The sequence below is a fragment of the Vagococcus sp. JNUCC 83 genome (genome assembly GCF_053667615.1).
In genome coordinates, this window is record NZ_CM132204.1 from 548,503 (window position 1) to 572,921 (window position 24,419).

Sequence of the window (24,419 nt, forward strand, 5' to 3'; positions counted from 1 at the left end):
TGTGATGAATCATGTAACGATTATAGGGAGTATTAACCTTGATACAACTTTACGAGTTAAAGAAATGGCTAAGCCAGGAGAAACAATTCATGCAATGGAACATTTTACTGCTGGTGGTGGAAAAGGTGCTAATCAAGCTGTAGCTAGCAAGCGTTCAGGAGCGCAAACATCTTTTATTGGTGCTGTAGGAAACGATGCTGCCGGAAAAGTGATGTTAGAATTACTTGAAGGTGAAGAAATAGATGTTTCTGGAATTACAACCATTGATAATGAATCAACAGGTCAAGCGTTTATTACGGTCGATGAATCAGGTGAAAATAGTATCATGATTTATGCTGGAGCCAATAACAAGATTGATGGTGCCATGGCCAATGAATATGAATCCACTATTTCATCGAGTGACTTTTTAATTTCACAGTTTGAAAGTGCTATCACTGGAACAGTCGAATCTTTTAAATTAGCCAAGAAATCAAACGTAAAGACTATCTTAAATCCTGCACCAGCTGTGAAAGATATATCAAAAGAACTATTAGCATTGACAGATATAATCATTCCAAACGAGACAGAAACTGAACTAATTACGGGGGTTACTCTAACTGATGATACATCAATAAAACTTGCCGCAAAAAAATTACACGATTTAGGCATTGAGGTAGTGATTATCACATTAGGTCGTCGTGGTGCATATTTTGATTATAATAACCATTGTGGATTTGTCCCAGCATATAAAGTTAAAGCAGTTGATACGACTGCTGCTGGAGATACATTTATTGGAGCTTTAGCTAGTCGGTTAGAAACTGATTTTTCTAATATTGCTGAAGCGATTGATTATGGAAATAAGGCCTCATCGCTTACTGTTCAAAGATACGGGGCACAACCTTCCATACCATTTGAAAATGAAATAAAGGAGATTAACTAATGAAAAAATCAGCTGTTATTAATAGCGAAATATCAAAAGTTATTGCTAATATGGGTCATTTTGACTTGTTAAGTATTGGAGATGCTGGTATGCCAGTGCCACGTGATACTAAAAAAATTGATCTAGCAGTAACAAATGGCGTTCCGAGTTTTTTAGATGTGTTAGATAATGTTTTAGAAGAACTTGAGGTACAGAAAATTTTCCTAGCTGAAGAAATTAAGACAGCTAATCCAACTGTTTTATTAAGCATTGAAGAAAGATTCAAAGATGTACCTATTGAATTCATACCTCATAATGATATGAAGGGAAAATTGTCTGAAACACATGCATTTATTCGTACAGGTGAAATGACACCTTACGCAAATATATTATTGGAAAGTGGCGTAACATTTTAATTAAAACATTTACCAGGGGGATTTTTTAAAAATGACAGCATTATTGATAGGGTTAGGACCATTACTAGGTTGGGGTTTATACCCAACGATTGCTTCAAAAATTGGCGGAAAGCCAGTCAATCAGATAGTAGGTTCTACACTAGGTACACTGATTTTTGCGATTATATTATTTTTTGTCAATGATGTAACATTACCAACAAGCATGGATTTGGTTCTTGGTATTTTATCTGGCATCGGTTGGGCAAGTGCTCAAATATTGACATTTAAATCGTTTGAGCTAGTGGGTTCATCAAGAGCTATGCCCATTACAACTGCATTTCAATTGATAGTGGCTTCTTTATGGGGAGTGGTTCATCTAGGCAATTGGCCGACAATGATAGATAAGTTGGTTGGCGTTTTAGCACTTGTATTGATTATTATTGGTGCCAGATTAACGGTTTGGTCAGAGAAAAAAGATACAACGGAAACAAATAATATTAAAAAAGCTGTAATAATTTTAGCGATTGGTGAAATAGGGTATTGGTTGTATTCTGCTGCACCACAAGAAACAAGTCTAACTGGTTTAAGTGCTTTTCTACCTCAAGCTATTGGTATGGTTTTAGTAGCGGTTGTTTATAGTTTGATAATAGCTGTGAAAGAAAAAGAGAATGCTTTAACACAAGTTGTATCATATAAACAAATAATTTCAGGCTTTTTCTTTGCTTTTGCTGCTCTTACTTATTTGATATCAGCTCAACCTAATATGAATGGTCTTGCAACAGGGTTTATTTTATCCCAAACTTCTGTTGTTTTAGCAACGTTAACTGGTATATGGGTTTTAGGACAAAAGAAAACATCGAAAGAAATGAAAATAACTATTTTAGGACTTGTTTTAATTCTAGTTGCAGCAACTTTAACAGTGATAGTATAAAAAAACGAGGCTGACCCAAAAGTCTTAAAATAGAAAAATCCCATGAAATCAGTTTATTAAAACACTGACTTCATGGGATTTCTGTTTTGTTAGTTTAGTGATTTTCATTTAAAAACTTACTTTTGGGTCAGCCTCGTTTTTTTAATGTTTAAATAAAGAGATAAAGTCATCATTTGATATTTTTTGATCAAAATCGATATCATCTACAATTAAAGTTGGAACAAAACGAATGTTAGCATCTATTGTTTCTTTAACAATATTTTGCAACATAGTCGTGTTGTCTTGTTTTTTTAAGCCTAACGTTGATTCGGCAAATGTCTCAACTTCTTTAACAGAATCTAAGTTGCCCCACTCACTTTGTGTGGCGTAAATTTTAGTGATTATCTCTATGGCAGAATCATCTGTAGGGACATACTGATGCATAACGTTCCCTAACATTAAGCTAGGTGATGTTTTGTTAAATAATTTAATCACGTAATGAAGATTATCAATAGATACTTCATGCGAGATTAAGTCTAATTTTTCTTCCCACCATTGTTTACAGTATGGACAACGTAGGTTCACAAATTCGATTAAGACATTTTGTGCTTGTTCATTGCCGATTTTAATGCCAACAGAGCTATTTACCTTTGATGTATCTATTTGACTAGTACTCATAAAATATCTCCTTATTTAAGTGCTGCACTATTTACCATAACTTCGTCAATTAAGCCATATTCTTTAGCATCTTCTGCTGACATAAAGTTATCTCTATCAGTATCTTTTTCGATTACTTCGATTGGTTGTCCAGTGTTTTCAGCTAGAATTTTATTTAGGCGTTCTCTGGTATTAAGAATGTGACGAGCAGCAATTTCAATTTCAGTTGCTTGTCCTTGTGCTCCTCCTAAAGGTTGATGAATCATGATCTCCGCATTTGGTAAAGCAAAACGTTTCCCTTTAGTTCCAGAAGATAATAGGAAACTTCCCATTGAAGCAGCCATTCCAAGTACGATTGTTTGAATATCTGATTTAACAAAATTCATTGTGTCATAGATTGCAAGACCTGCTGAAACACTTCCACCTGGTGAGTTAATATAAAGATAGATGTCTTTTTCTGGATCTTGTGCATCTAAAAATAATAACTGTGCAATGACACTGTTTGCGACGTTATCATCAATAGGACCGCTTAACATAATAATACGATCTTTTAGTAAACGAGAATAAATGTCATAAGCACGTTCACCTCTAGCAGATTGTTCAATAACTGTTGGTATTAAATTCATATAAATTCCTCCTATAAGTAACGCTACTTGTATTATTTTAACACACTCTTTTTAATCTACCTAGAATTTAGCGCAAAAAAGGTCAACAAAGGTCAAAAAAATTAAAAGTAAATAAAAAGGACATCTGTCCTCAAAAATAGTGTGCTAAAATATGATATACTTTCATAAAACAAAAGCAACACGCCCTAAGGGAATCGAACCCCCGTCTCAAGAACCGGAATCTTGCGTGATATCCACTACACTAAGGGCGCATCTACTTGTACTAGTTTACCAAAAAAAACTTAAATAGCAAGATGAATTGGAGGAAAAGATAATGAAGTTTACGCAAAATCTTCGACAAGGTCAAAGCCAGATCCAAACTCAAAAGCTTGCAATGACACAACAACTTCAACAATCAATAAAGATGCTGCAATTTGGTACAGAAGAACTCCTAACTTTTTTAAACGAAAAAACGCTGGAAAATCCACTAATTGATGTAACCGTTACCGAAATGGATTTTCCAATATTAGAATCAAGTTATTCTACTAATGGACAAGATGATGGCAAAATGGATTGGATGAATCAAATTCCAGAAAGTACTCAATCATTATTTCATTATCTTATTGAACAAATCCATTTAAATTATCGAGATACACCATTAAGGAAGCTAAGTTTGTTTTTAGTAGAGTTTATCGATACAAATGGTTATTTAACATTATCTATAGAAGAAGCAACAAAAATAACGCAAGCCTCGTATATTGAAGTATTAGATGCACTCACGTTAATACAGATGTTAGAACCAGCTGGAGTTGGGGCTAGGAGACTGCAAGAATGTTTAATGCTTCAAACCGAGAGAGATGATGAAGCACCTAACCAAGCTTATCTAGTCCTTGAAGAATACTTTGACGAGTTAGCAAACCGTAAATGGCAAAGAATTGAAAAAAAATTAGGGATTAGTTTATCAGATATACAAGAAATATTTGACTATATTAAAAAATTAGATCCAAATCCTGGAACAATATGTCAATCGTATGAAAATAGCCTGATATATCCTGATTTGGTGGTTAAAGTAGATAAAAAAAATAAGAATATTTCTGTTTCATCTACTAAAGTAGGAAAACCTAAAGTCAGTTTTCAATCAAGTTATTTTGAAAAAATGTCACGAGAAGGTGGAAAAGAAGTAGAAACGTATTTAAAGGAAAAAAAATCAGAATTTGAATGGATAAAGAAATCTTTAGAGCAACGTGGCGATACAATACTCAGAGTTGGGGAAGAGATTGTTAAAAAGCAATCTGATTTTTTCTTTGAAAGTACGCATCCTCTTAAACCGATGAAGCTGAAAGATTTAGCCACTGAACTATCGTTACATGAATCAACTATAAGCCGAGCAGTTAATGGTAAATATCTGACAACAGATTTTGGTGTGTTTGAATTGCGTAGTTTCTTTACGACAGGGTTAGAACAAAAAAATTCGGAAAGTTTTGTGGCAACTAGCAGGATAAAAGAAACAATAAAAGAGTTAATTAATAGTGAAAATAAAGCCAAACCTTTGTCAGATCAAAAAATTGTAAATTATCTACATGAACAAGGAATCGATATCTCTCGGCGGACTGTTGCCAAGTACCGAGAAGAATTGGGGATTCAATCTTCATCGAAACGAAAGAGATTTGATGATTAATATAAAAAAGTTGAGTGTCAGACTTGTATTATTTATCAAGACTTGTTATTATAAGCGTGTAAGGGTTGGACGAAATAGTTAAGTATTTTGCATCAGCCCTATAAAAATACAATATGTGGGTCAAAAAAAGTCTACATTGGACTTTAAATGTCCCTGAGGTTGGGGAGTATAATCTATGAGCAATGATTTTGATATTATTGAACAGATTGCTCCTGACATGATTCAAGTGATTGAACAACGGTTTCGTATATTACGGAATATCTATTGGAATCAACCAGTTGGACGAAGAAAGTTATCTGAAAAGGTAAATTTAACTGAGCGGATACTTCGAAGTGAAACAGAAGTTTTAAAACAGCTAAGTTTGATAGAGGTATCTAAAATTGGGATGTCGCTTACTGAAAAAGGGTTAAGTCTTTATAGTGATTTAGAAATAGTCATGGCAGAGCAAACGGGCAATCGTGTCCTTGAAAAAAAACTTGCAAGTAAACTTGGAATCGAAAGGTGTTTGATTACACCAGGAGATAGCGATGTTGAAAGCAAGGTGTTAGAAAAATTTGGAGAATTAATTTCCGATATTCTTTCGGCACGTTTACCAGATGGTGAAAATGTAATTGCCGTTATGGGTGGGACAACAATGGCAACAGTTAGTCAATCCATGTACAAACTAGAAACACCTGAAAGACATAATATTTTTGTTCCAGCAAGAGGAGGGATTGGTGAAACTATCCAAACTCAAGCTAATTCTATAAGTGCAACCATGGCAGAACAAACTGGTGGTGAATTTAAAGTTCTATATGTTCCAGAGCAAGTCAGTTCTGAAACTTATGAGTTACTTTTACATGAACCGACAGTCCAGCGTGTTTTGGAATTGATTTCTAAATCGAACGTTGTCATTCACAGTATAGGAAGAGCACTCCATATGGCAAAACGCCGTAACATGAGTGCAAGTGATTTAGCAATGCTTTCTAATGAAGGAGCAGTTGCCGAATCGTTTGGTTACTTCTTCAACCAAGACGGAGAGGTCGTCTATAAAATACCTCGAATCGGTCTTCAAATGAAAGATCTTCAAAAAATACCGTATGTGATTGCCGTTGCTGGTGGTAAAACAAAAGCTCGTGCAATTGAAGCATACATCAAAAACGCTCCTAAACAAACGTGGCTAATCACAGATGAGGGAGCTGCTAAACAGATTTTAAAAGAGGAAACTCTTTAAAATAAATAAATTTTTTTCGATTTTCTAAAGGAGGAAATCTCACATGACAGTTAAAGTAGGTATTAATGGTTTTGGACGTATCGGACGCTTAGCATTCCGTCGTATTCAAGAAGTTGAAGGATTAGAAGTTGTAGCAATCAATGACTTAACAGATGCACAAATGTTGGCTCATTTATTAAAATATGATACAACTCAAGGACGTTTCAATGGTGACGTTGAAGTTCATGACGGATTTTTCAAAGTAAACGGAAAAGAAGTTAAAGTAACTGCTAACGCTAACCCAGCTGAATTACCATGGGGAGAATTAGGCGTAGACATCGTTTTAGAATGTACTGGATTCTTTACATCTAAAGAAAAAGCAGAATTACATTTACAAGCTGGTGCTAAACGTGTTGTTATCTCTGCTCCTGGTGGAAATGACGTTCCAACAATCGTTTATAACACTAACCATGAAATCTTAACTGGTAAAGAAACAGTTATCTCAGGTGCTTCATGTACAACAAACTGTCTTGCACCAATGGCAGACGCATTAAACAAAAACTTTGGTATTGTTGAAGGGTTAATGACAACAATTCACGCATATACTGGTGACCAAATGACATTAGATGGACCACATCCAAAAGGTGACTTCCGTCGTGCTCGTGCAGCGGCTGAAAACATCGTACCAAACACAACTGGTGCTGCTAAAGCAATCGGTTTAGTTATTCCAGAATTAAATGGAAAATTAGACGGAGCTGCTCAACGTGTTCCTGTTGCAACTGGTTCTTTAACTGAATTAGTTACAGTTTTAGACAAACAAGTTACTGTTGAAGAAGTTAACGAAGCAATGGAAAAAGCTGCTAACGAATCTTACGGTTACACAATCGACCCAATCGTATCTTCTGATATCGTTGGTATGACTTACGGATCATTATTTGATGCAACTCAAACTAAAGTTATGACAGTTGGCGACAAACAATTAGTTAAAACTGTTTCTTGGTATGATAACGAAATGTCATACACTGCTCAATTAGTTCGTACTTTACAATACTTTGCATCATTAGCTTAATCTTAATACACCCTATCAAGATTATCGAAGCGGGGAAGCAATCGCGCTTTCTCGCTTTTTTTGTTAATTCAATAAGGAGGCGTCAATAAGCATGGCAAAAAGAACAGTTGAAGATTTAGAATTAAATGGTAAAAAAGTCTTAATACGTGTTGATTTTAACGTTCCAATTAAAGATGGAAAAATTACAAATGATAACCGTATTGTTGCTGCTTTACCAACAATTAATTACGTTATCGAACATGGAGGAAAAGCAATTCTTTTCTCTCATTTAGGTCGTGTAAAAACTGAAGAGGATAAAGAGGGCAAATCATTAGAACCAGTTGCTGCTCGCCTATCAGAATTACTAGATAAACCAGTTTCTTTCGTACCTGAAACTCGTGGCGCTGAACTTGAAAAAGCAATCAGTGAAATGAAAGATGGCGATGTGTTAGTGGTTGAAAACACTCGTTTTGAAGATGTTGATGGCAAAAAAGAAAGCAAAAATGATCCAGAATTAGGTAAATACTGGGCTTCATTAGGTGATGTATTTGTAAATGATGCGTTTGGTACGGCTCATAGAGCGCACGCTTCAAACGTAGGTATTGCATCTAACTTACCTTCAGCGGCAGGTTATTTAATGGAAAAAGAAATCAAATTTATCGGTGAAGCCGTAGATAATCCTAAACGTCCATTTGTGGCAATTTTAGGTGGAGCAAAAGTTTCTGATAAAATTGGTGTCATTGAAAACTTAATTGACAAAGCGGATAAAATTCTTATTGGTGGTGGGATGACTTATACATTCTACAAAGCTCAAGGGAAAAATATCGGTAAATCAATTTGTGAACCAGACAAAGTTGATTTAGCAAAAGAATTACTTGAAAAAGCAAACGGAAAAATTATCTTACCAGTGGATACAGTATGTGCACCAGACTTTGATAATGATGCACCAACTGAAATTCATGAAAGTAATATTCCTGATAACTTAGAAGGATTAGATATTGGTCCAAAAACAATTGAATTATTCACTAAAGAACTACAAGGTGCTAAAACAGTTGTTTGGAATGGTCCAATGGGAGTCTTTGAATTACCTACATTTGCTAAAGGTACAATTGGTGTATGTGAAGCAATCGCAAACTTAAAAGATGCTACGACTATTATTGGTGGTGGAGATTCAGCAGCTGCTGCAATTCAATTAGGATTTGCTGATAAATTCACTCATATTTCAACAGGTGGTGGCGCATCACTTGAGTACCTTGAAGGTAAAAAATTACCAGGTGTAGAATCTATCTCAGATAAATAAGACTAATTAAGGAGTCGAGAACATGCGTAAACCTATTATTGCAGGAAACTGGAAAATGAACAAAACTGTTTCAGAAGCACGTGATTTTGCTGAAGCAGTAAAAAATAAAATCCCAAGTAACGATGTAGTGGATTCAGTGATTGGTGCACCAACTTTATTTTTAACAGATTTAGTTGATATTGCTAAAGGAACTGATTTAAAAATTGCCGCACAAAACTGTTACTTTGAAGACAATGGAGCGTTCACTGGTGAAACTTCTCCAGCAGCTCTAGAAGATTTAGGTGTTGACTATGTGATTATTGGTCATTCTGAACGTCGTGAGTATTTCCACGAAACTGATGAAGATATCAATAAAAAAGCAAAAGCAATCATCGCTCACAACATGACACCAATCGTATGTTGTGGTGAATCTTTAGAAACTTATGAAGCAGGTAAAACTGCTGAATGGATTAAAGGACAAATTACTGCAGCATTAGAAGGTTTAACAGCTGACCAAGTATCTAACTTAGTTATTGCTTATGAACCAATCTGGGCTATTGGAACTGGTAAATCTGCTGACGCAACAATCGCTGATAATATCTGTGGTGTTGTTCGTCAAACAGTTGCAGATCTTTATTCAGATGACGTAGCTGGAAAAGTTCGTATTCAATATGGTGGATCAGTTAAACCTGAAAATATCGCTGAATACATGGCTAAAGAAAATGTTGACGGAGCACTTGTAGGTGGCGCAAGCTTACAACCTGATTCATTCTTAGCATTATTGGAGGCATTAAACTAATATGGAAAAAGCACCAGTAGCAATTATTATATTAGATGGTTATGGTAAACGTGATGAAGTTACAGGTAATGCTGTTGCACAAGCGAATACACCTAACTTTGATCGTTATTGGAATAACTATCCTCACAACACATTAAAAGCATCTGGTTTAGATGTAGGATTACCTGATGGTCAAATGGGAAACTCTGAAGTTGGACACACTAATATTGGTGCGGGCCGTATAGTTTATCAAAGTTTAACTCGTATTGACAAAGCAATCGAGGACAAAGAGTTTCAAACAAATGTTGCCCTAAATAATGGGATTCAACATGCGTTAGACAATGACTCTGCGCTTCATTTATTTGGTCTATTATCTGATGGTGGGGTTCATAGTCATCAAAACCATTTATACGCCCTTTTAAAAATGGCAAAAGATAGCGGCGTAAAAGAAACTTACGTACATGCTTTCTTAGATGGTCGTGACGTAGCACCAACTTCAGCTTATGGCTACATGGAAGAATTACTTAAAGTCATGAAAGAATTAGATTACGGAAAAGTTGCGACAGTTTCTGGACGTTTCTATGCAATGGATAGAGATAAACGTTGGGAACGTGTAGCAAAAGCTTATGAAGCAATTGTTGATGGCCTTGGCGTGAAAGCGACTGATCCATTACAAGCTATCCAAGAATCTTATGATAATAAAGTAAATGATGAGTTCTTAGTGCCAGTTGTAATTGAAGAAAACGGTAAGCCAGTCGGACAAGTAAAAGATGATGATTCTGTTATTTTCTTTAACTTTAGACCAGACCGCGCCATTCAATTATCAAATGCTTTTACTGATAAAGAGTGGGAACACTTTGAACGTAAAAATCATCCTGAAAATGTTAAATTTGTGACAATGACTTTATATAATCCAAGCATTGTAGCAGAAGTAGCATTTCCTCCAATTGAAATGAAAAATGTGATAGGAGAAGTATTATCAGATGCAGGCTTAAAACAATTAAGAATTGCTGAAACTGAAAAATACCCTCACGTAACATTCTTTATGAATGGTGGTCGTAACGAAGAATTTCCAGGCGAAAGTCGTATCTTAATCAACTCACCAAAAGTTGAAACATATGACTTACAACCTGAAATGAGTGCTTATGAAGTAACAGACGCGTTACTTGCAGATATTAAAGCAGATAAACATGATGCGATTATCTTAAACTTTGCCAACCCTGATATGGTAGGTCATTCAGGTATTTTAGAAGCAGCGATTAAAGCCATTGAAGCTGTTGATGAATGTTTAGGTAAAGTGGTAGATGCAATCATTGCTAAAGGTGGAGCTGCTATCATATTTGCCGATCATGGTAACTCAGAAACAATGACAACACCAGAAGGAAACCCACATACAGCTCATACGACTGTACCAGTCCCTGTAATTGTTACAAAAGCTGGCGCAACTCTTAGAGATGGTGGTCGTTTAGCAGATGTGGCTCCAACAATGTTAGATCTTTTAGGTATTGAAAAACCTGAAGAGATGACAGGTGAGTCATTAATTAAATAATTCACGGGCTTTTAATTGAAAGTATACGTGAAAATGGTACAATGATTATGGAAGATTCCTTCCATAGCTATAAAAACAATATTCCTAAAGGAGAGAAATGTTAATGTCAATTATTACAGATATTTATGCTCGCGAAGTCTTAGATTCACGTGGTAACCCAACTATTGAAGTAGAAGTTTACACAGAAAGTGGTGCTTTTGGTCGCGGTATGGTGCCTTCTGGTGCGTCAACTGGTGAACACGAAGCTGTTGAATTACGTGATGGAGATAAATCTCGTTATTTAGGTAAAGGTGTTTTAAAAGCTGTTGATAACGTAAATAACATCATCGCAGAACAATTAATTGGTTACGACGTAAGAGACCAAATGGGAATTGACCGTCGTATGATCGAATTAGACGGAACTCCAAACAAAGGAAAATTAGGAGCTAACGCTATTTTAGGTGTGTCTATTGCATGTGCTCGCGCTGCAGCTGACTACTTAGAAGTACCTTTATATCATTACTTAGGAGGATTTAATACTAAAGTATTACCTACTCCAATGATGAATATCATTAATGGTGGTTCTCACTCTGATGCACCAATTGCTTTCCAAGAATTTATGATTGTTCCTGTAGGAGCTCCTACATTTAAAGAAGCTTTACGTTGGGGTGCTGAAGTATTCCACGCATTAGCTAAAATCTTAAAATCTCGTGGATTAGAAACTTCTGTTGGTGATGAAGGTGGATTTGCCCCTCGTTTTGAAGGAACAGAAGACGGTGTTGAAACAATTTTAGAAGCAATCAAAGCTGCTGGATATGTTCCAGGAAAAGACATTAGAATTGGTTTTGACTGTGCTGCTTCAGAATTCTACGAAAATGGTGTATATGACTATACTAAATTTGAAGGCGAAGGTGCTGCAAAACGTACTGCTGCTGAACAAGTAGATTACTTAGAAGAATTAGTTAACAAATACCCAATCATCACTATTGAAGATGGTATGGATGAAAACGACTGGGATGGTTGGAAACTATTGACTGAACGTTTAGGCGAAAAAGTTCAATTAGTTGGTGACGATTTATTCGTTACAAACACTGAAATTCTTTCTCGTGGTATTGAAATGGGCGTAAGTAACTCAATCTTAATCAAAGTTAACCAAATTGGTACATTAACAGAAACATTTGATGCTATCGAAATGGCTAAAGAAGCTGGATTTACAGCTGTTGTATCTCACCGTTCTGGTGAAACTGAAGATTCAACAATTGCTGATATCGCAGTTGCAACAAACGCTGGACAAATCAAAACTGGTTCTCTTTCTCGTACTGACCGTATTGCTAAATACAATCAATTATTACGTATTGAAGACCAATTAGGTGAAGTTGCTGAATACAAAGGTTTAGCTTCATTCTACAACTTAAAAAACAAATAATTAAAAGTTTAAATAAAGCTTATTCTAATGGAATTAAAACTGTTCGGACGTAATGAAGACTCTTCTTTTGAAGGGTCTTTTTTTATATAAATGATACCAATTTTTATTAGTTATAGACATGATATGTATTGTTAAATAAGGAATACGTCTATTTAGAAATACAGAACTTTTTATTTTTTTTTATAATAATTTGGATAAAGGAAGTTGAATTATGTAAATTAAAGATGTTTTAGAAGAGTTTTGATTAGTTTATCGATTATTTTGACAATTAAAAAATAGTTTATCAAAATTTTATGATAGAATTTTTACAGTGAATAAAAAAGGAGGCTGATGTATGGCAATCTTAGAAAAATTAAACGGTTTGGGCAATACAACACCAAATGAAAAAGCATTAATTGATTATATATTGACTCATTCCAAAGAAGTTATTGAATTATCACCCAAGGAGTTATCGGAAAAGTCGTTTGTTTCGATTGCAACGGTTTATAGATTACTAAAAAAGATTAATCAACCTGGATTTAATGAGTTTAAAGTGGCTTTAGCACAGTCTATATCCGATGAGTCAAGTGATTTACATCAGATAAATATTGACTATCCAATTAACAAATTAGAGTCTACGGAATCAATGATTGAAGCGATGGATAAACTTTATCAGAAAACGTTATTAGAGACGAAAAAAATGAGTCATGCTTCTTCTTTAAAAGAAGCAGTAGATTTAATGCTTCAAGCCAAACAAGTAGATATATATACATCAGCTGGTAATATATATTTTGCACAAAATTTTCAGTTTCAAGTACAAGAAATAGGACATGTGATACAAGTTCCCGAAGAAGATTATCTACAACGTTTATATGCGGCAAATAGTACACCTGAACATGTCGCTCTAGTCATTTCTTACGGAGGAAGAGCACATACAACACAAGCAGTTGTTGAATTATTAGTAAACAATCAGACGCCGATTATTTTGATAACATCAGCTCAACAAAACCGATTAGTCGAATATGCTGATATTAAACTTTATATGAGTTCCGTTGAAAATCATTATAATAAATTGTCGTCATTTTCGACACGATTTTCACTATTAATGACTCTTGATTTATTATATGCAGAACTATTTAGTCGAGATTATGAAAGAAATTTAGAGTATAAAGTAACAAATTATCAGAAAATGAATACTGATTTGATATAAATCTATCATGTTTGACTAGAGTTTAAAAAGAAATTGATAGAACTTTATCAATATGTTTCAAATTAAACTATAACTAAAAAAGTCGTGATAATATTATCTTGTAAAGGAGATGATTTATTTGAAAACAGTTGTATTAGATATAGATGGAACACTTTTAAACTCACAAAAAGAAATTTCTGCAAAAACAAAAGAGTGTTTGATTAATTTACAAAAAAATGGGAACAAATTAATTTTAGCTTCAGGTAGACCTACTACAGGAATGACTGATTTAGCGAAACAGTTAAAAATGGATGAACATCATGGTTTGCTTGTTTCATACAATGGATCAAAAGTGATTGACTGTTCAAATAATGAGGAACTTTTCAATCAAGCAATGAGTATAGAAGATGGCAAAGCTGTACTAGAGCATATGAAACAATTTGATGTCTCACCAATGATTGATAAAGATGATTATATGTATGTAAATGATGTGTTTGGTTGTGTCATAGACTATAAAGGTTCATTACTTAATATCATTGAATATGAGTCTAGGGGTGGAAATTATAAATTATGTGAAAAAGAAGACCTTGCTAGATTCTTAGATTATCCGATTAATAAAATTCTAACGGCTGGAGATCCAGATTATTTAACTTCTGTTTATGAACAAATGATGGCCCCGTTTAAAGAAAAACTGAATTGTGTTTTTACAGCAGATTTTTACTTTGAATTTACAGCTAAAGGCATTGATAAGGCTAAAGCATTGGATACAGTGCTTCGACCATTAAACATTTTTCCAGAAGATATGATTGCATTTGGAGATGGCCACAATGATAAAACGATGTTGGATTATGCCGGTATTGGTGTAGCGATGGAAAATGCAGTGGATGATTTAAAACAAGGTGCTGATGCAATAACACTCTCTAATGATATGGATGGCATTGCACATTTTTTAAATAAAATAGATAATTAGGCAGATAAATTGGTGGTTTAATGAAAGTATGTTACACTTTTTATAGTTACTTAAAGTAAGTAAAAGGTGGTGCTGTATGAAAAACATACTAAAAATATTTTTAATGTTGGCTATTTTATCAGGTTGTTCGAAAGGAAATGTTCAGTCAAATGATAGTGAATCGTCCAGTTTATATGATTCACGTGTAGTCAGACAAAGTAGTGAGACTTCAAGTAAGGTTGACTCTCGAACAAAGGAGAGTACTATGACATATCAGAGTGGATCATTGATTCAAGCGGTAGAAACTAAAAACATAGATCAAGTCGAAAAAATACTATCAAGTGATAGTTATCCTATTGACGAACAAAATGAAAAAGGTGAGACTCCCTTATTAATAGCGACACATAACAATGATGTTGATATTGCTAAGAAGCTGATCGATGCAGGAGCAGATGTGAATAAACAAGATAATATAGAAGATAGTCCTTATCTATATGCAGCTGCACAAGGTAAGACGGAAATTTTAGATTATATTATAGAAAATACTGAACCTGATCAATCTATTTACAATCGATTTGGAGGGAATTCTATCATACCGGCTGCTGAAAAAGGACATTTGGACAATGTAAAAATACTGTTAGATGATGGTAAGGTAGATATCAACCATCAAAATAATTATGGTTATACTGCGTTAATAGAAGCAGTCGCTTTAAGAGATGGTTCAAAAGTCTATCAACAAATCGTTTCTGAACTGTTAAAAAATGGAGCTGATAAAACATTAAAAGATAATTCAGGACGAACAGCAGAAGATTATGCTTCAGAGAAGGGCTATGAAACTATTCTGAAACTATTAAAACAATATTAAAATATGTTATCAAAATGACCGTTTGAGTATATGAAAACAATACTTTTAATGGTCATTTTGTTTAAGAGTTAGAAATTTTCAAAGAAATATCCCTTAATCGCCCCTTTTTTTTCTTAAAGAGTTTTATTTTTCATAAACAAATGATAGAATGTATAAGATGACCTTATTATGTAAGATGTCAGTACTTCTAGGAGAATAAGGATGAGAGGGTAGGAATAAATTCATGGCTAATTTTTTAAAGCAATTAATTGAAAATGATAAAAAAGATTTAAAACGATTAGGGCATATGGCTGATAATATTGATAAATTAGCACCACAAATGTCAGAACTAACAGATGAACAACTTAAGGCAAAAACAGAGGAATTTAAAGGGCGTTATACAAAAGGTGAAACGTTAGATGATTTACTTTTTGAAGCTTTCGCAGTTGTAAGAGAAGCAGCAAAACGTGTTTTAGGTCTGTTTCCATATAAAGTACAAATGATGGGTGGTATCGTATTACACGAAGGCGGTATTCCTGAGATGAAAACCGGTGAAGGTAAAACATTGACTGCCACAATGCCAGTGTATTTAAATGCATTGTCAGGTGAAGGGGTACACGTTGTTACAGTAAATGAGTATTTATCAACACGTGATGCAAGTGAAATGGGTGAATTATATAATTTCCTTGGCCTAACGGTAGGTTTGAATATCAATTCAAAATCTTCGGATGAAAAACGTTTAGCTTATGCTTGTGATATTACTTATTCAACAAACAATGAGTTAGGATTTGACTATCTAAGAGATAACATGGTTGTTTATAAGGAACAAATGGTTCAACGACCATTAAACTTTGCCGTGGTAGATGAGGTCGATTCAATTTTAATTGATGAGGCAAGAACACCATTAATTATTTCTGGACAAGCGGAAAAATCAACAGCTTATTATACAAGAGTTGACAATTTTATTAAAACACTTTCTGAAGAGGAAGATTATAAAATAGATGTTCAATCAAAAACAATTAGTTTAACAGAACAGGGAATTAATAAAGCAGAAAAATATTTTGACGTTGAAAACCTTTATGATATTGAAAACACGTCATTGACACATTACATAGATCAATCACTTCGAGCTAACTATATCATGTTACGTGATATTGATTACGTGGTGCAAGAAGGAAAAGTATTAATTGTTGACCAATTTACTGGACGTATTATGGATGGACGTCGTTATTCAGATGGTCTTCACCAAGCAATTGAAGCCAAAGAGGGCGTAGAAATTGAAGATGAAACAAAAACAATGGCAAACATTACTTTCCAGAACTATTTCCGTATGTATAAAAAATTATCTGGTATGACAGGTACAGCCAAAACAGAAGAAGAAGAATTTAGAGAAATCTATAACATGCAAGTTATTCAGATTCCGACAAATAAACCAATTATTCGTGATGACAGAGCAGATTTATTATATCCAACACTATCAAGTAAGTTCCAAGCAGTTGTAAAAGATATTAAAACTCGTCATGAAAATGGACAACCTGTATTGGTGGGAACAGTTGCTGTTGAAACATCAGAACTATTATCTGATTTACTTAATAAAGCAAAAGTACCACATCAAATTTTGAACGCGAAAAATCACTTTAAAGAAGCAGAAATCATTATGAATGCTGGTCAAAAAGGTGCGGTAACGATTGCGACAAATATGGCTGGTCGTGGAACAGATATCCGTTTAGGAGCTGGTGTTCGTGAGGTTGGCGGATTAGCCGTTATTGGTACTGAACGTCACGAATCTCGTCGTATTGATAACCAGCTACGTGGACGTGCAGGACGTCAAGGTGATCCGGGTATGTCACAGTTTTATTTATCACTTGAAGATGATTTGATGAAACGTTTTGGTTCTGAGAGAATTAAAGTATTCTTGGATCGTATGAAACTTGAAGAAGATGATGCAGTCATCCAAAGTAAAATGCTTTCAAAACAAGTTGAATCAGCTCAAAAACGTGTGGAAGGTAATAACTATGACACACGTAAAAATGTCTTACAATATGATGATGTCATGCGTGAACAACGTGAAGTGATTTATAAACAACGTCGTGAAGTTATCATGTCTGATATTGACTTAGAGCCTGTATTATTAGGTATGGTTGAAAGAACAATTGGTCGTTATGTCGATGGTCATACTCAAGGAGAAAAACAAGATTGGAATCTTGAAGGATTAGTTGATTTTGTTGGGTCAACAATCACTCATGAAGATGCCATTAGCGTAGCTGATTTTGAGGGCAAAAAACCTGAAGAGATGAAAACATTGATCTATGACAAAGCAAAAGCTATCTATGAAGAAAAAGCAGAAATTCTAAGCAGTGAGGAACAGTTATTAGAGTTCCAAAAAGTGGTTATCTTAAGAGTTGTTGATACAAAGTGGACAGATCATATTGATGCGATGGATCAATTAAGAGAATCTATTGGATTACGTGCTTATGGACAAAATAATCCATTAGTTGATTATCAAACTGAAGGATATGACATGTTTAACAACATGGTTGGATCGATTGAGTATGAAGTCACTCGTCTATTTATGAAATCTGAAATTAGACAAAATGTTCAACGTGAACAAGTCGCTCAAGGTGAAGCTGTTAAACCCACAATAGAGCAAGGTCAAGTATCTAATGACGAAAAAAAACAACCAATTCGTGTAGATGAAAAAATTGGACGCAATGATTTATGTCCATGTGGCAGTGGCAAGAAATATAAAAATTGTCATGGTAAACCATCATAATAAATCAAGAAGCGACTTAGTTTAACTGAGTCGCTTCACTTGTTTGCAGAAAGGATGACTAGTAGTGGAATTAAGTGATATAAGAAATGAATTGAGTAAAATGGAAACAAAGATTAATAACTTTAGGGGGTCTCTTTGACTTAGAATCTTTAGAAGAGCAAATTGCTGAAGGTGAATATGAGATGGCGACACCTGGTTTTTGGGATGATAATGAGTCAGCTCAAGTAGTTATTGATAAAGTGAATCAATTAAAAGGGCAGTATGATACGTTTAAAAAGACTGAAGAAGCTTATGAAGAACTAGAAATTTTACTTGAGATGGCTGAAGAGGGCGATGAAGAATCACAAAAAGAGTTGGAAGAAAAGTTAACTAAAACAATTCAAATTGTAGAAGAATACGAATTAGCTCAATTATTAAATGAAGAATATGATAAAAATAACGCTGTTTTAGAGCTTCATCCAGGCGCTGGCGGAACAGAATCACAAGATTGGGGAAGCATGTTACTTCGCATGTACACGAGATGGGCAGAGTCTAAAGGATTTACTGTTGAAACAGTAGATTATCAAGCAGGCGATGAAGCAGGAATCAAAAGTGTGACACTATTAATCAAAGGATATAATGCTTATGGTTATTTAAAATCAGAAAAAGGCGTTCATCGTTTAGTACGTATTTCACCATTTGATTCTAATTCTAGACGTCATACATCATTTTGTTCTGTGGATGTTATGCCTGAGTTGACCAACGATATTAATATTGAGATTAAGCCAGATGATATCAAAGTTGATACTTTTAGAGCCAGTGGTGCAGGTGGTCAGCATATTAATAAGACGGATTCAGCGGTTCGTATTACTCATATACCAACAGGTTTTGTGGTGTCTAGTCAAGCGCAACGCTCCCAATTAAAAAATAGAGAACAGGCTATGAGCATGTTAAAAGCAAAGTTATACCAGCTAGAAATCGAGAAAAAAGAGCAAGAAGCTGCCGCAATTAAGGGAGAACAACTTGAAATAGGTTGGGGCTCGCAGATCAGATCTTACGTCTTTCATCCGTACTCGATGGTTAAAGACCACCGTACAAATTATGAGGTTGGTAATACACAACCCGTGATGGATGGAGATTTGGATGGGTTTATAGATGCTTATCTTAGATGGAAGTTGTAATATTAATAGTTGACACTTAATAACTAATTGATATATATTTGTAATCAAATCCTAAAGAAGACATGTTATACTGTATTGGGATTGACTTTAAGAACAGTCAAAATAACAAGTTGGAGAGATAAACTTATGATAGAAATGAAAAAAGTAACAAAAAAATACTCCAATGGAACTACAGCAATTCGTAACTTATCTATCACGATAAATCAAGGTGAGTTTGTCTATGTCGTTGGTCCAAGTGGGGCAGGTAAATCAACATTTATAAAGTTGATGTATCGCGAAGAATTGGCAACAAAAGGATCACTTAATGTGTGTGGCTACGATTTGTTGACAATAAAAAATCGCAATGTTCCTTATTTACGTCGTGAAATTGGTATTGTATTTCAAGACTATAAATTACTACCTCAAAAAACAGTTTATGAAAATGTTGCTTATGCGATGCAAGTTATTGGAAAAAAACCACGTGAAGTGAAACGACGTGTATTAGAAGTATTGGACTTAGTTGGCTTAAAACATAAAGTGCGAGTATTCCCTGATGAGTTATCTGGTGGAGAACAACAACGTGTGGCAATCGCTAGGGCAATTGTTAATACACCAAAAGTACTAATTGCTGATGAACCAACTGGTAACCTAGACCCAGAGAATTCTTGGGAAATTATGGAATTATTAGAAAGAATTAACAACCAAGGAACGACGGTTGTTATGGCAACACATAATAGCACGATAGTAAATGAAATTCGTCATCGCGTGTTAGCTATTGAAAATGGTCGTATTACAAGAGACCAAGATGAGGGGGATTATGGCTACGATGATTAGTAATTTTTTTAGACACATAGGTAGTGCATTAAAGAATTTAAAGAGAAATGGTTGGATGACTTTAGCTTCAGTCAGTGCCGTTACAGTAACCTTGACACTGGTTGGAATTTTTCTAGGAGTTATTTTAAACGTTGCTAAAATTGCTGATGATATTAAAGATAACGTTGATGTGTCAGTATTTATTGATATTGGTACTTCTGAAAATGAAGTGAAAGAACTTGGTGAGAAACTAAAAGGTATTAACGGGGTTTCAGAGGTAACTTTCTCAAGTAAACAAAATGAGTACAAAAAATTAGTTGACAAGCTTGGTGATACGTGGAAATTATTTGGTGAAGACGAAAACCCATTATATGATGTCTATGTTTTAACCGCTAAAAATGCTGAGGATATTCCTTCTATTCAAAAAGCTGCTGCAGATTTACCAAGTGTCTCTAAGGCAGATTATGGCGGTAGAAATTCTGATAAGTTATTTAAAATTTCAAAAGATGTTAGACTTTGGGGAACAATTGCAGCTATCTTTTTACTTGGTGTAGCAGTGTTCTTAATCTCTAATACGATTAGAATTACTATTATTTCAAGAAAACGTGAAATTCAAATTATGAGACTTGTTGGGGCTAAAAATAGTTATATCAAGGGACCTTTCTTCTTAGAGGGAGCATTTATTGGAATGCTAGGATCAATTATTCCTGTGCTTTTAGTGACATTTGTTTATCCACAAATTTATGTTATTTTTACAAAAAGTATGATAGCAAATGCTTCGTATGATTTAATTACCCCAAACAATTTAATCTGGCAATTAAATGCTTTGTTAATTGTTGTTGGTGTTGTTATTGGGTCAATGGGTTCCGTAATGTCTATGAGACGATTCTTAAAAATATAATTTAGTAAAGAGGACAGATTGTTTATCTGTTCCTCTTTTTTTGTATTTCATTTAGTGATGATACACCAGGTATGTTATAATGAAAGATAGAGAAAATTAGAAGGAGTGATGTAAATGACTGATCACCAGATTGATAGTCTACAATTAGTAGTCATTACTGGAATGAGTGGTGCAGGAAAAACTGTCGCAGTTCAGAGTTTTGAAGATATGGGTTATTTTTGCATTGACAATTTACCACCAACTTTAATTCCAAAATTTTGGGAATTAATCAAAGAATCAGGGAAAATCACTAAAATTGCATTAGTTATAGATTTGAGATCTCGTGCTTTTTTTGAAGAAATTCAGAGTATGTTAATAGAAATAGAAAATACAAAATTAGTGGATACTACTGTAATGTTCTTAGATGCCTCAGATCAGGAACTTGTGTCTCGTTATAAAGAAACTAGACGTGCACATCCTCTTGCTATGGATGGCTTAGTGACTGAAGGAATAAAAAAAGAACGTGCATTATTAGAAGAATTAAAAGGAGAGGCCCAGTTAGTGATTGACACGACAGAGCTTGCTCCACGTGAGTTAAGAGAGAAAATCATGGAAAATTTTAAGAAGCATGATACAAATACATTCCGTGTAGAATTGGTATCTTTTGGCTTTAAATATGGCTTGCCTATAGATGCTGATATTGTTATGGATGTTCGATTTTTACCAAATCCTCACTACGTTGATGAGTTGCGTCCATTAACAGGAAAAGATAAACCTGTTTATGATTATGTCATGAGCTATGATATGACAGAATCATTTTATAAAAAATATGAAGACTTGATTTTAGATATATTACCAGGCTATATTAAAGAAGGAAAAATGAGTTTAACGATTGCAATTGGTTGTACAGGTGGACAACATCGCTCAGTTGCACTAACTGAAAGACTTGGCAATAAAATTTCTGAAAACTATAAAACAAATATTACCCACAGAGATATGTTGAAGCGTAAGGAGTCTATTAATCGCTCATGAAGACATATCGCATAAGAAAACCAAAGATAGTCGTGATTGGTGGCGGAACAGGGCTACCGGTCATCCTTCATGGTTTGAGAGATCAAAGTGCTGATATTACAGCAATTGTAACAGTGGCTGACGATGGTGGAAGTAGTGGGCTTCTACGTCAAAGTATCAATATGAGTCCACCTGGTGATTTAAGAAATGTACTTGTTGCTTTATCAGACATGCCGCAAATGTATGAGGATATTTTTCAATATCGTTTTAAAGAAGAAGATAATTTTTTAGCTAATCATACTATTGGCAATTTAATCATAGCAGCTATGTCAGAGATGAAAAATAGCACCTATGAAGCAATTCAGCTGTTGAGTAAATTTATGCATGTTGATGGACATATTTATCCTGCAAGTGAGCAGTCCATGACCCTTCATGCTAAATTTGTTGATGGGACTGATGCAACTGGTGAGAGTTCAATAGCGAAAGAACGAAAAAAAATTGATTACGTTTATGTCACCAATACAGCAGATGGAAAACCTGTTAAACCAGCACGTAAAGTCATTTCGAGCATACGTGATGCGGATATGATTGTTTTAGGTCCGGGAAGTTTATTTACTAGTATCCTGCCTAATCTAATGATTAAAGAACTTGGTGAAGCAGTGTGTAAATCGGAAGCAGAGGTGGTCTATATTTGTAACATCATGACTCAAAAGGGTGAAACGGAACATTTTTCTGATGCTGAGCATGTTAAGGTATTACATAATCATCTTGGAAAACAATTTATAGACACTGTACTAGTAAATACTGAGCCTGTTCCAGATGATTATCTTGATCCTGAGATTTATGATGAGTATTTATTACAAGTGAAACACGATTTTAAAGGGCTAAGGGATGAAGGGTGTCGCGTCATTTCTGCAGACTTTTTAGAGCTAAAAAATGGCGGTGTTTTTCACGACCGGACAAAAGTGGTAGATGAGCTTTTTCGTTTGGTTTTTGGAGCTAAATATTAAAAGAATGGGGTGTGGTCAACATGTCTTTTGCCTCGGACGTCAAAAAGGAATTGACGACTTTGGAAGTTCATAAGGAACATGCAAAAGCCGAATTGGCAGCTTTAATTCGAATGAACGGTTCTGTGACATTAGCCAATCGACAATTTGTGTTGAATGTCCAAACAGAAAATGCAGCAATTGCTAGGCGAATTTATACATTGCTAAAAGATCATTATGAAGTGAATAGTGAGTTGCTAGTTCGTCGAAAAATGAAACTAAAAAAAAATAATGTATACATTGTTCGGTTAAAACAAGGAACAAAAGAGATATTAAATGATTTGGAAATCATGGATGGTGTCATGTTTAATACTCGTGTTTCAAAAAGTATTATGGGAAACGAGCAAAAAATGAGATCATATCTTCGAGGAGCATTTTTAGCTGGAGGATCGGTTAATAACCCGGAAACAAGTCGTTACCATTTGGAAATTTATTCCATGTATGAAGAACAGTGCCAAGACTTGTGTGATATGTTGAAATTTTATGGGTTAAATGGCCGTGTGGTTGAAAGACGGACAGGATTTATTACGTATTTAAAAGGTGCTGAAGAAATAGCAGATTTTTTAGTGTTAGTTGGAGCAACTAATGCCATGCTAAAATTTGAAGATGTTAGAATTGTTCGAGACTTGCGTAATTCAGTTAACAGACTAATGAATTGCGAAAATGCTAATATGAATAAAACAGCTGATGCTGCCAAACGACAAATAGAAAATATTAAATTAATTAAAAAGACGGTAGGGTTAGAGCAATTACCTGAAAAATTAAGAGAAGTTGCTGAAGTAAGATTAGAAAACCCAGAAATTAGTTTAAAAGAATTAGGAGAGATGATTCCATCTGGTCCAATAACAAAGTCTGGTATTAACCATCGAATTCGAAAAATCAATGAATTTGCGAGTACATTAGTTTAAATTAAGCTTATCAAGTGTCATTTAGTCTTATCTGTATGAAAAGAGTATTTTTCAGATAAGGCTTTTTAGTTTTTACGCTAAATATCTCGCTATAAATATGATATAATGTGAAAGTGATTGTGCCATGATACATCAGTTGAAGGAGGGATATAATGGAAATAGAAAAAACCAATCGAATGAATGCTTTGTTTGAGTTTTATTCAACTCTCTTGACTGAAAAACAAATGAACTATATTGAATTGTATTACGCAGATGATTTTTCATTAGGTGAAATAGCTGAAGAATATGATGTCAGTCGTCAGGCAGTTTATGATAATATTAAACGAACAGAAAAATTACTTGAAACCTATGAGAAAAAATTACATTTGTATTCTAATTATGTTGTTCGACAAGAACTTATTGATGAGATTAAATCAATGTTAAAAGAATCATATCCTGAAACAGATTCTATCAACATATTATTGGATAAGATTCAAGAAATTGAAGAAGAGTAG

At 34.5% G+C, this 24,419-nt stretch carries 23 protein-coding genes and 1 tRNA gene; 21 read left to right on the forward strand and 3 right to left on the reverse strand.

Annotation, left to right across the window (positions count from 1 at the left end; all coding sequences use genetic code 11):
- The first annotated feature begins 4 nt into the window (after positions 1-4).
- From rbsK to rbsU, 3 genes are read left to right on the forward strand one after another with little or no spacing between them, the layout of a single operon-like run.
- The gene (rbsK, locus tag JNUCC83_RS02580) at positions 5-919 is read left to right on the forward strand and encodes a ribokinase (RefSeq protein WP_454461312.1); all 915 of its coding nucleotides are present in this window, start codon (positions 5-7) and stop codon (positions 917-919) included.
- Positions 919-1,314: a D-ribose pyranase gene (rbsD, locus tag JNUCC83_RS02585; RefSeq protein ID WP_454460685.1), complete on the forward strand. Its 396-nt coding sequence runs from the start codon at positions 919-921 to the stop codon at positions 1,312-1,314. The genes rbsK and rbsD overlap by 1 nt, the downstream gene beginning before the upstream one ends.
- Positions 1,315-1,345: 31 nt before the next feature.
- Positions 1,346-2,224, forward strand: a complete 879-nt coding sequence (gene rbsU, locus JNUCC83_RS02590; RefSeq protein WP_454460686.1) for a ribose/proton symporter RbsU — start codon at positions 1,346-1,348, stop codon at positions 2,222-2,224.
- Between the two features lie 141 nt (positions 2,225-2,365).
- Here rbsU and JNUCC83_RS02595 read toward each other — a convergent pair whose 3' ends face one another.
- From JNUCC83_RS02595 to JNUCC83_RS02605, 3 genes are all read right to left on the reverse strand, one after another.
- Positions 2,366-2,881, reverse strand: a complete 516-nt coding sequence (locus tag JNUCC83_RS02595; RefSeq protein ID WP_454460687.1) for a thioredoxin domain-containing protein — start codon at positions 2,879-2,881, stop codon at positions 2,366-2,368.
- An 11-nt stretch (positions 2,882-2,892) separates the two neighbouring features.
- Entirely contained in the window at positions 2,893-3,486 is a 594-nt protein-coding gene (clpP, locus tag JNUCC83_RS02600) for an ATP-dependent Clp endopeptidase proteolytic subunit ClpP (RefSeq protein ID WP_454460688.1), read from the reverse strand.
- A gap of 179 nt (positions 3,487-3,665) precedes the next feature.
- Positions 3,666-3,737, reverse strand: a tRNA-Arg gene (locus tag JNUCC83_RS02605).
- Positions 3,738-3,799: 62 nt separating this feature from the next.
- On the opposite strand from JNUCC83_RS02605, the gene rpoN reads away from it, so the two are divergent.
- The 18 genes from rpoN to JNUCC83_RS02695 all read left to right on the forward strand — a co-directional run bounded on the left by rpoN (position 3,800) and on the right by JNUCC83_RS02695 (position 24,419).
- Complete coding sequence (gene rpoN, locus JNUCC83_RS02610) at positions 3,800-5,143, forward strand: RNA polymerase factor sigma-54 (protein ID WP_454460689.1); 1,344 nt, start codon at positions 3,800-3,802, stop codon at positions 5,141-5,143.
- A 175-nt stretch (positions 5,144-5,318) separates the two neighbouring features.
- A complete protein-coding gene (locus tag JNUCC83_RS02615; RefSeq protein ID WP_454460690.1) occupies positions 5,319-6,356 on the forward strand; it encodes a sugar-binding transcriptional regulator in 1,038 nt (345 codons plus the stop codon).
- Between the two features lie 43 nt (positions 6,357-6,399).
- A complete protein-coding gene (gene gap / locus JNUCC83_RS02620; RefSeq protein WP_079348009.1) occupies positions 6,400-7,404 on the forward strand; it encodes a type I glyceraldehyde-3-phosphate dehydrogenase in 1,005 nt (334 codons plus the stop codon).
- A gap of 91 nt (positions 7,405-7,495) precedes the next feature.
- A complete protein-coding gene (locus JNUCC83_RS02625; protein ID WP_454460691.1) occupies positions 7,496-8,683 on the forward strand; it encodes a phosphoglycerate kinase in 1,188 nt (395 codons plus the stop codon).
- 22 nt (positions 8,684-8,705) lie between these two features.
- Positions 8,706-9,461, forward strand: coding sequence for a triose-phosphate isomerase (gene tpiA / locus JNUCC83_RS02630; protein ID WP_454460692.1), 756 nt, complete (start codon positions 8,706-8,708; stop codon positions 9,459-9,461).
- Position 9,462: 1 nt separating this feature from the next.
- Positions 9,463-10,989: a 2,3-bisphosphoglycerate-independent phosphoglycerate mutase gene (gene gpmI / locus JNUCC83_RS02635; protein WP_454460693.1), complete on the forward strand. Its 1,527-nt coding sequence runs from the start codon at positions 9,463-9,465 to the stop codon at positions 10,987-10,989.
- A 103-nt stretch (positions 10,990-11,092) separates the two neighbouring features.
- The gene (gene eno, locus JNUCC83_RS02640) at positions 11,093-12,394 is read left to right on the forward strand and encodes a surface-displayed alpha-enolase (protein WP_454460694.1); all 1,302 of its coding nucleotides are present in this window, start codon (positions 11,093-11,095) and stop codon (positions 12,392-12,394) included.
- A gap of 334 nt (positions 12,395-12,728) precedes the next feature.
- On the forward strand, positions 12,729-13,583 hold the full coding sequence (locus JNUCC83_RS02645; RefSeq protein ID WP_454460695.1) for a MurR/RpiR family transcriptional regulator: 855 nt from the start codon (positions 12,729-12,731) through the stop codon (positions 13,581-13,583).
- A 109-nt stretch (positions 13,584-13,692) separates the two neighbouring features.
- On the forward strand, positions 13,693-14,532 hold the full coding sequence (locus JNUCC83_RS02650; RefSeq protein ID WP_454460696.1) for a Cof-type HAD-IIB family hydrolase: 840 nt from the start codon (positions 13,693-13,695) through the stop codon (positions 14,530-14,532).
- Between the two features lie 76 nt (positions 14,533-14,608).
- Positions 14,609-15,376: an ankyrin repeat domain-containing protein gene (locus JNUCC83_RS02655; RefSeq protein WP_454460697.1), complete on the forward strand. Its 768-nt coding sequence runs from the start codon at positions 14,609-14,611 to the stop codon at positions 15,374-15,376.
- A gap of 223 nt (positions 15,377-15,599) precedes the next feature.
- Positions 15,600-18,128, forward strand: a complete 2,529-nt coding sequence (secA, locus tag JNUCC83_RS02660) for a preprotein translocase subunit SecA (protein ID WP_454460698.1) — start codon at positions 15,600-15,602, stop codon at positions 18,126-18,128.
- A gap of 64 nt (positions 18,129-18,192) precedes the next feature.
- Positions 18,193-19,288 (forward strand): peptide chain release factor 2 gene (prfB, locus tag JNUCC83_RS02665; protein WP_454460699.1). Its coding sequence is split into 2 segments (ribosomal slippage): positions 18,193-18,264 and positions 18,266-19,288, totalling 1,095 coding nucleotides; the frame shifts between segments, so codons are not numbered across the junction.
- Positions 19,289-19,414: 126 nt separating this feature from the next.
- A complete protein-coding gene (ftsE, locus tag JNUCC83_RS02670; RefSeq protein ID WP_454460700.1) occupies positions 19,415-20,101 on the forward strand; it encodes a cell division ATP-binding protein FtsE in 687 nt (228 codons plus the stop codon).
- Positions 20,094-20,981 (forward strand): permease-like cell division protein FtsX, encoded by an 888-nt coding sequence (gene ftsX, locus JNUCC83_RS02675; protein ID WP_454461313.1) that lies wholly within the window; start codon positions 20,094-20,096, stop codon positions 20,979-20,981. The genes ftsE and ftsX overlap by 8 nt, the downstream gene beginning before the upstream one ends.
- A 114-nt stretch (positions 20,982-21,095) precedes the next feature.
- Positions 21,096-21,992 carry an RNase adapter RapZ gene (rapZ, locus tag JNUCC83_RS02680; protein WP_454460701.1) on the forward strand — a complete coding sequence of 299 codons (897 nt, stop codon included), beginning with the start codon at positions 21,096-21,098 and terminating at the stop codon, positions 21,990-21,992.
- Complete coding sequence (locus JNUCC83_RS02685; RefSeq protein WP_454460702.1) at positions 21,989-22,981, forward strand: gluconeogenesis factor YvcK family protein; 993 nt, start codon at positions 21,989-21,991, stop codon at positions 22,979-22,981. Before rapZ ends, JNUCC83_RS02685 begins: the two co-directional genes overlap by 4 nt.
- Positions 22,982-23,001: 20 nt before the next feature.
- A complete protein-coding gene (gene whiA, locus JNUCC83_RS02690; protein WP_454460703.1) occupies positions 23,002-23,925 on the forward strand; it encodes a DNA-binding protein WhiA in 924 nt (307 codons plus the stop codon).
- A 152-nt stretch (positions 23,926-24,077) separates the two neighbouring features.
- Positions 24,078-24,419 (forward strand): putative DNA-binding protein, encoded by a 342-nt coding sequence (locus tag JNUCC83_RS02695; RefSeq protein WP_454460704.1) that lies wholly within the window; start codon positions 24,078-24,080, stop codon positions 24,417-24,419.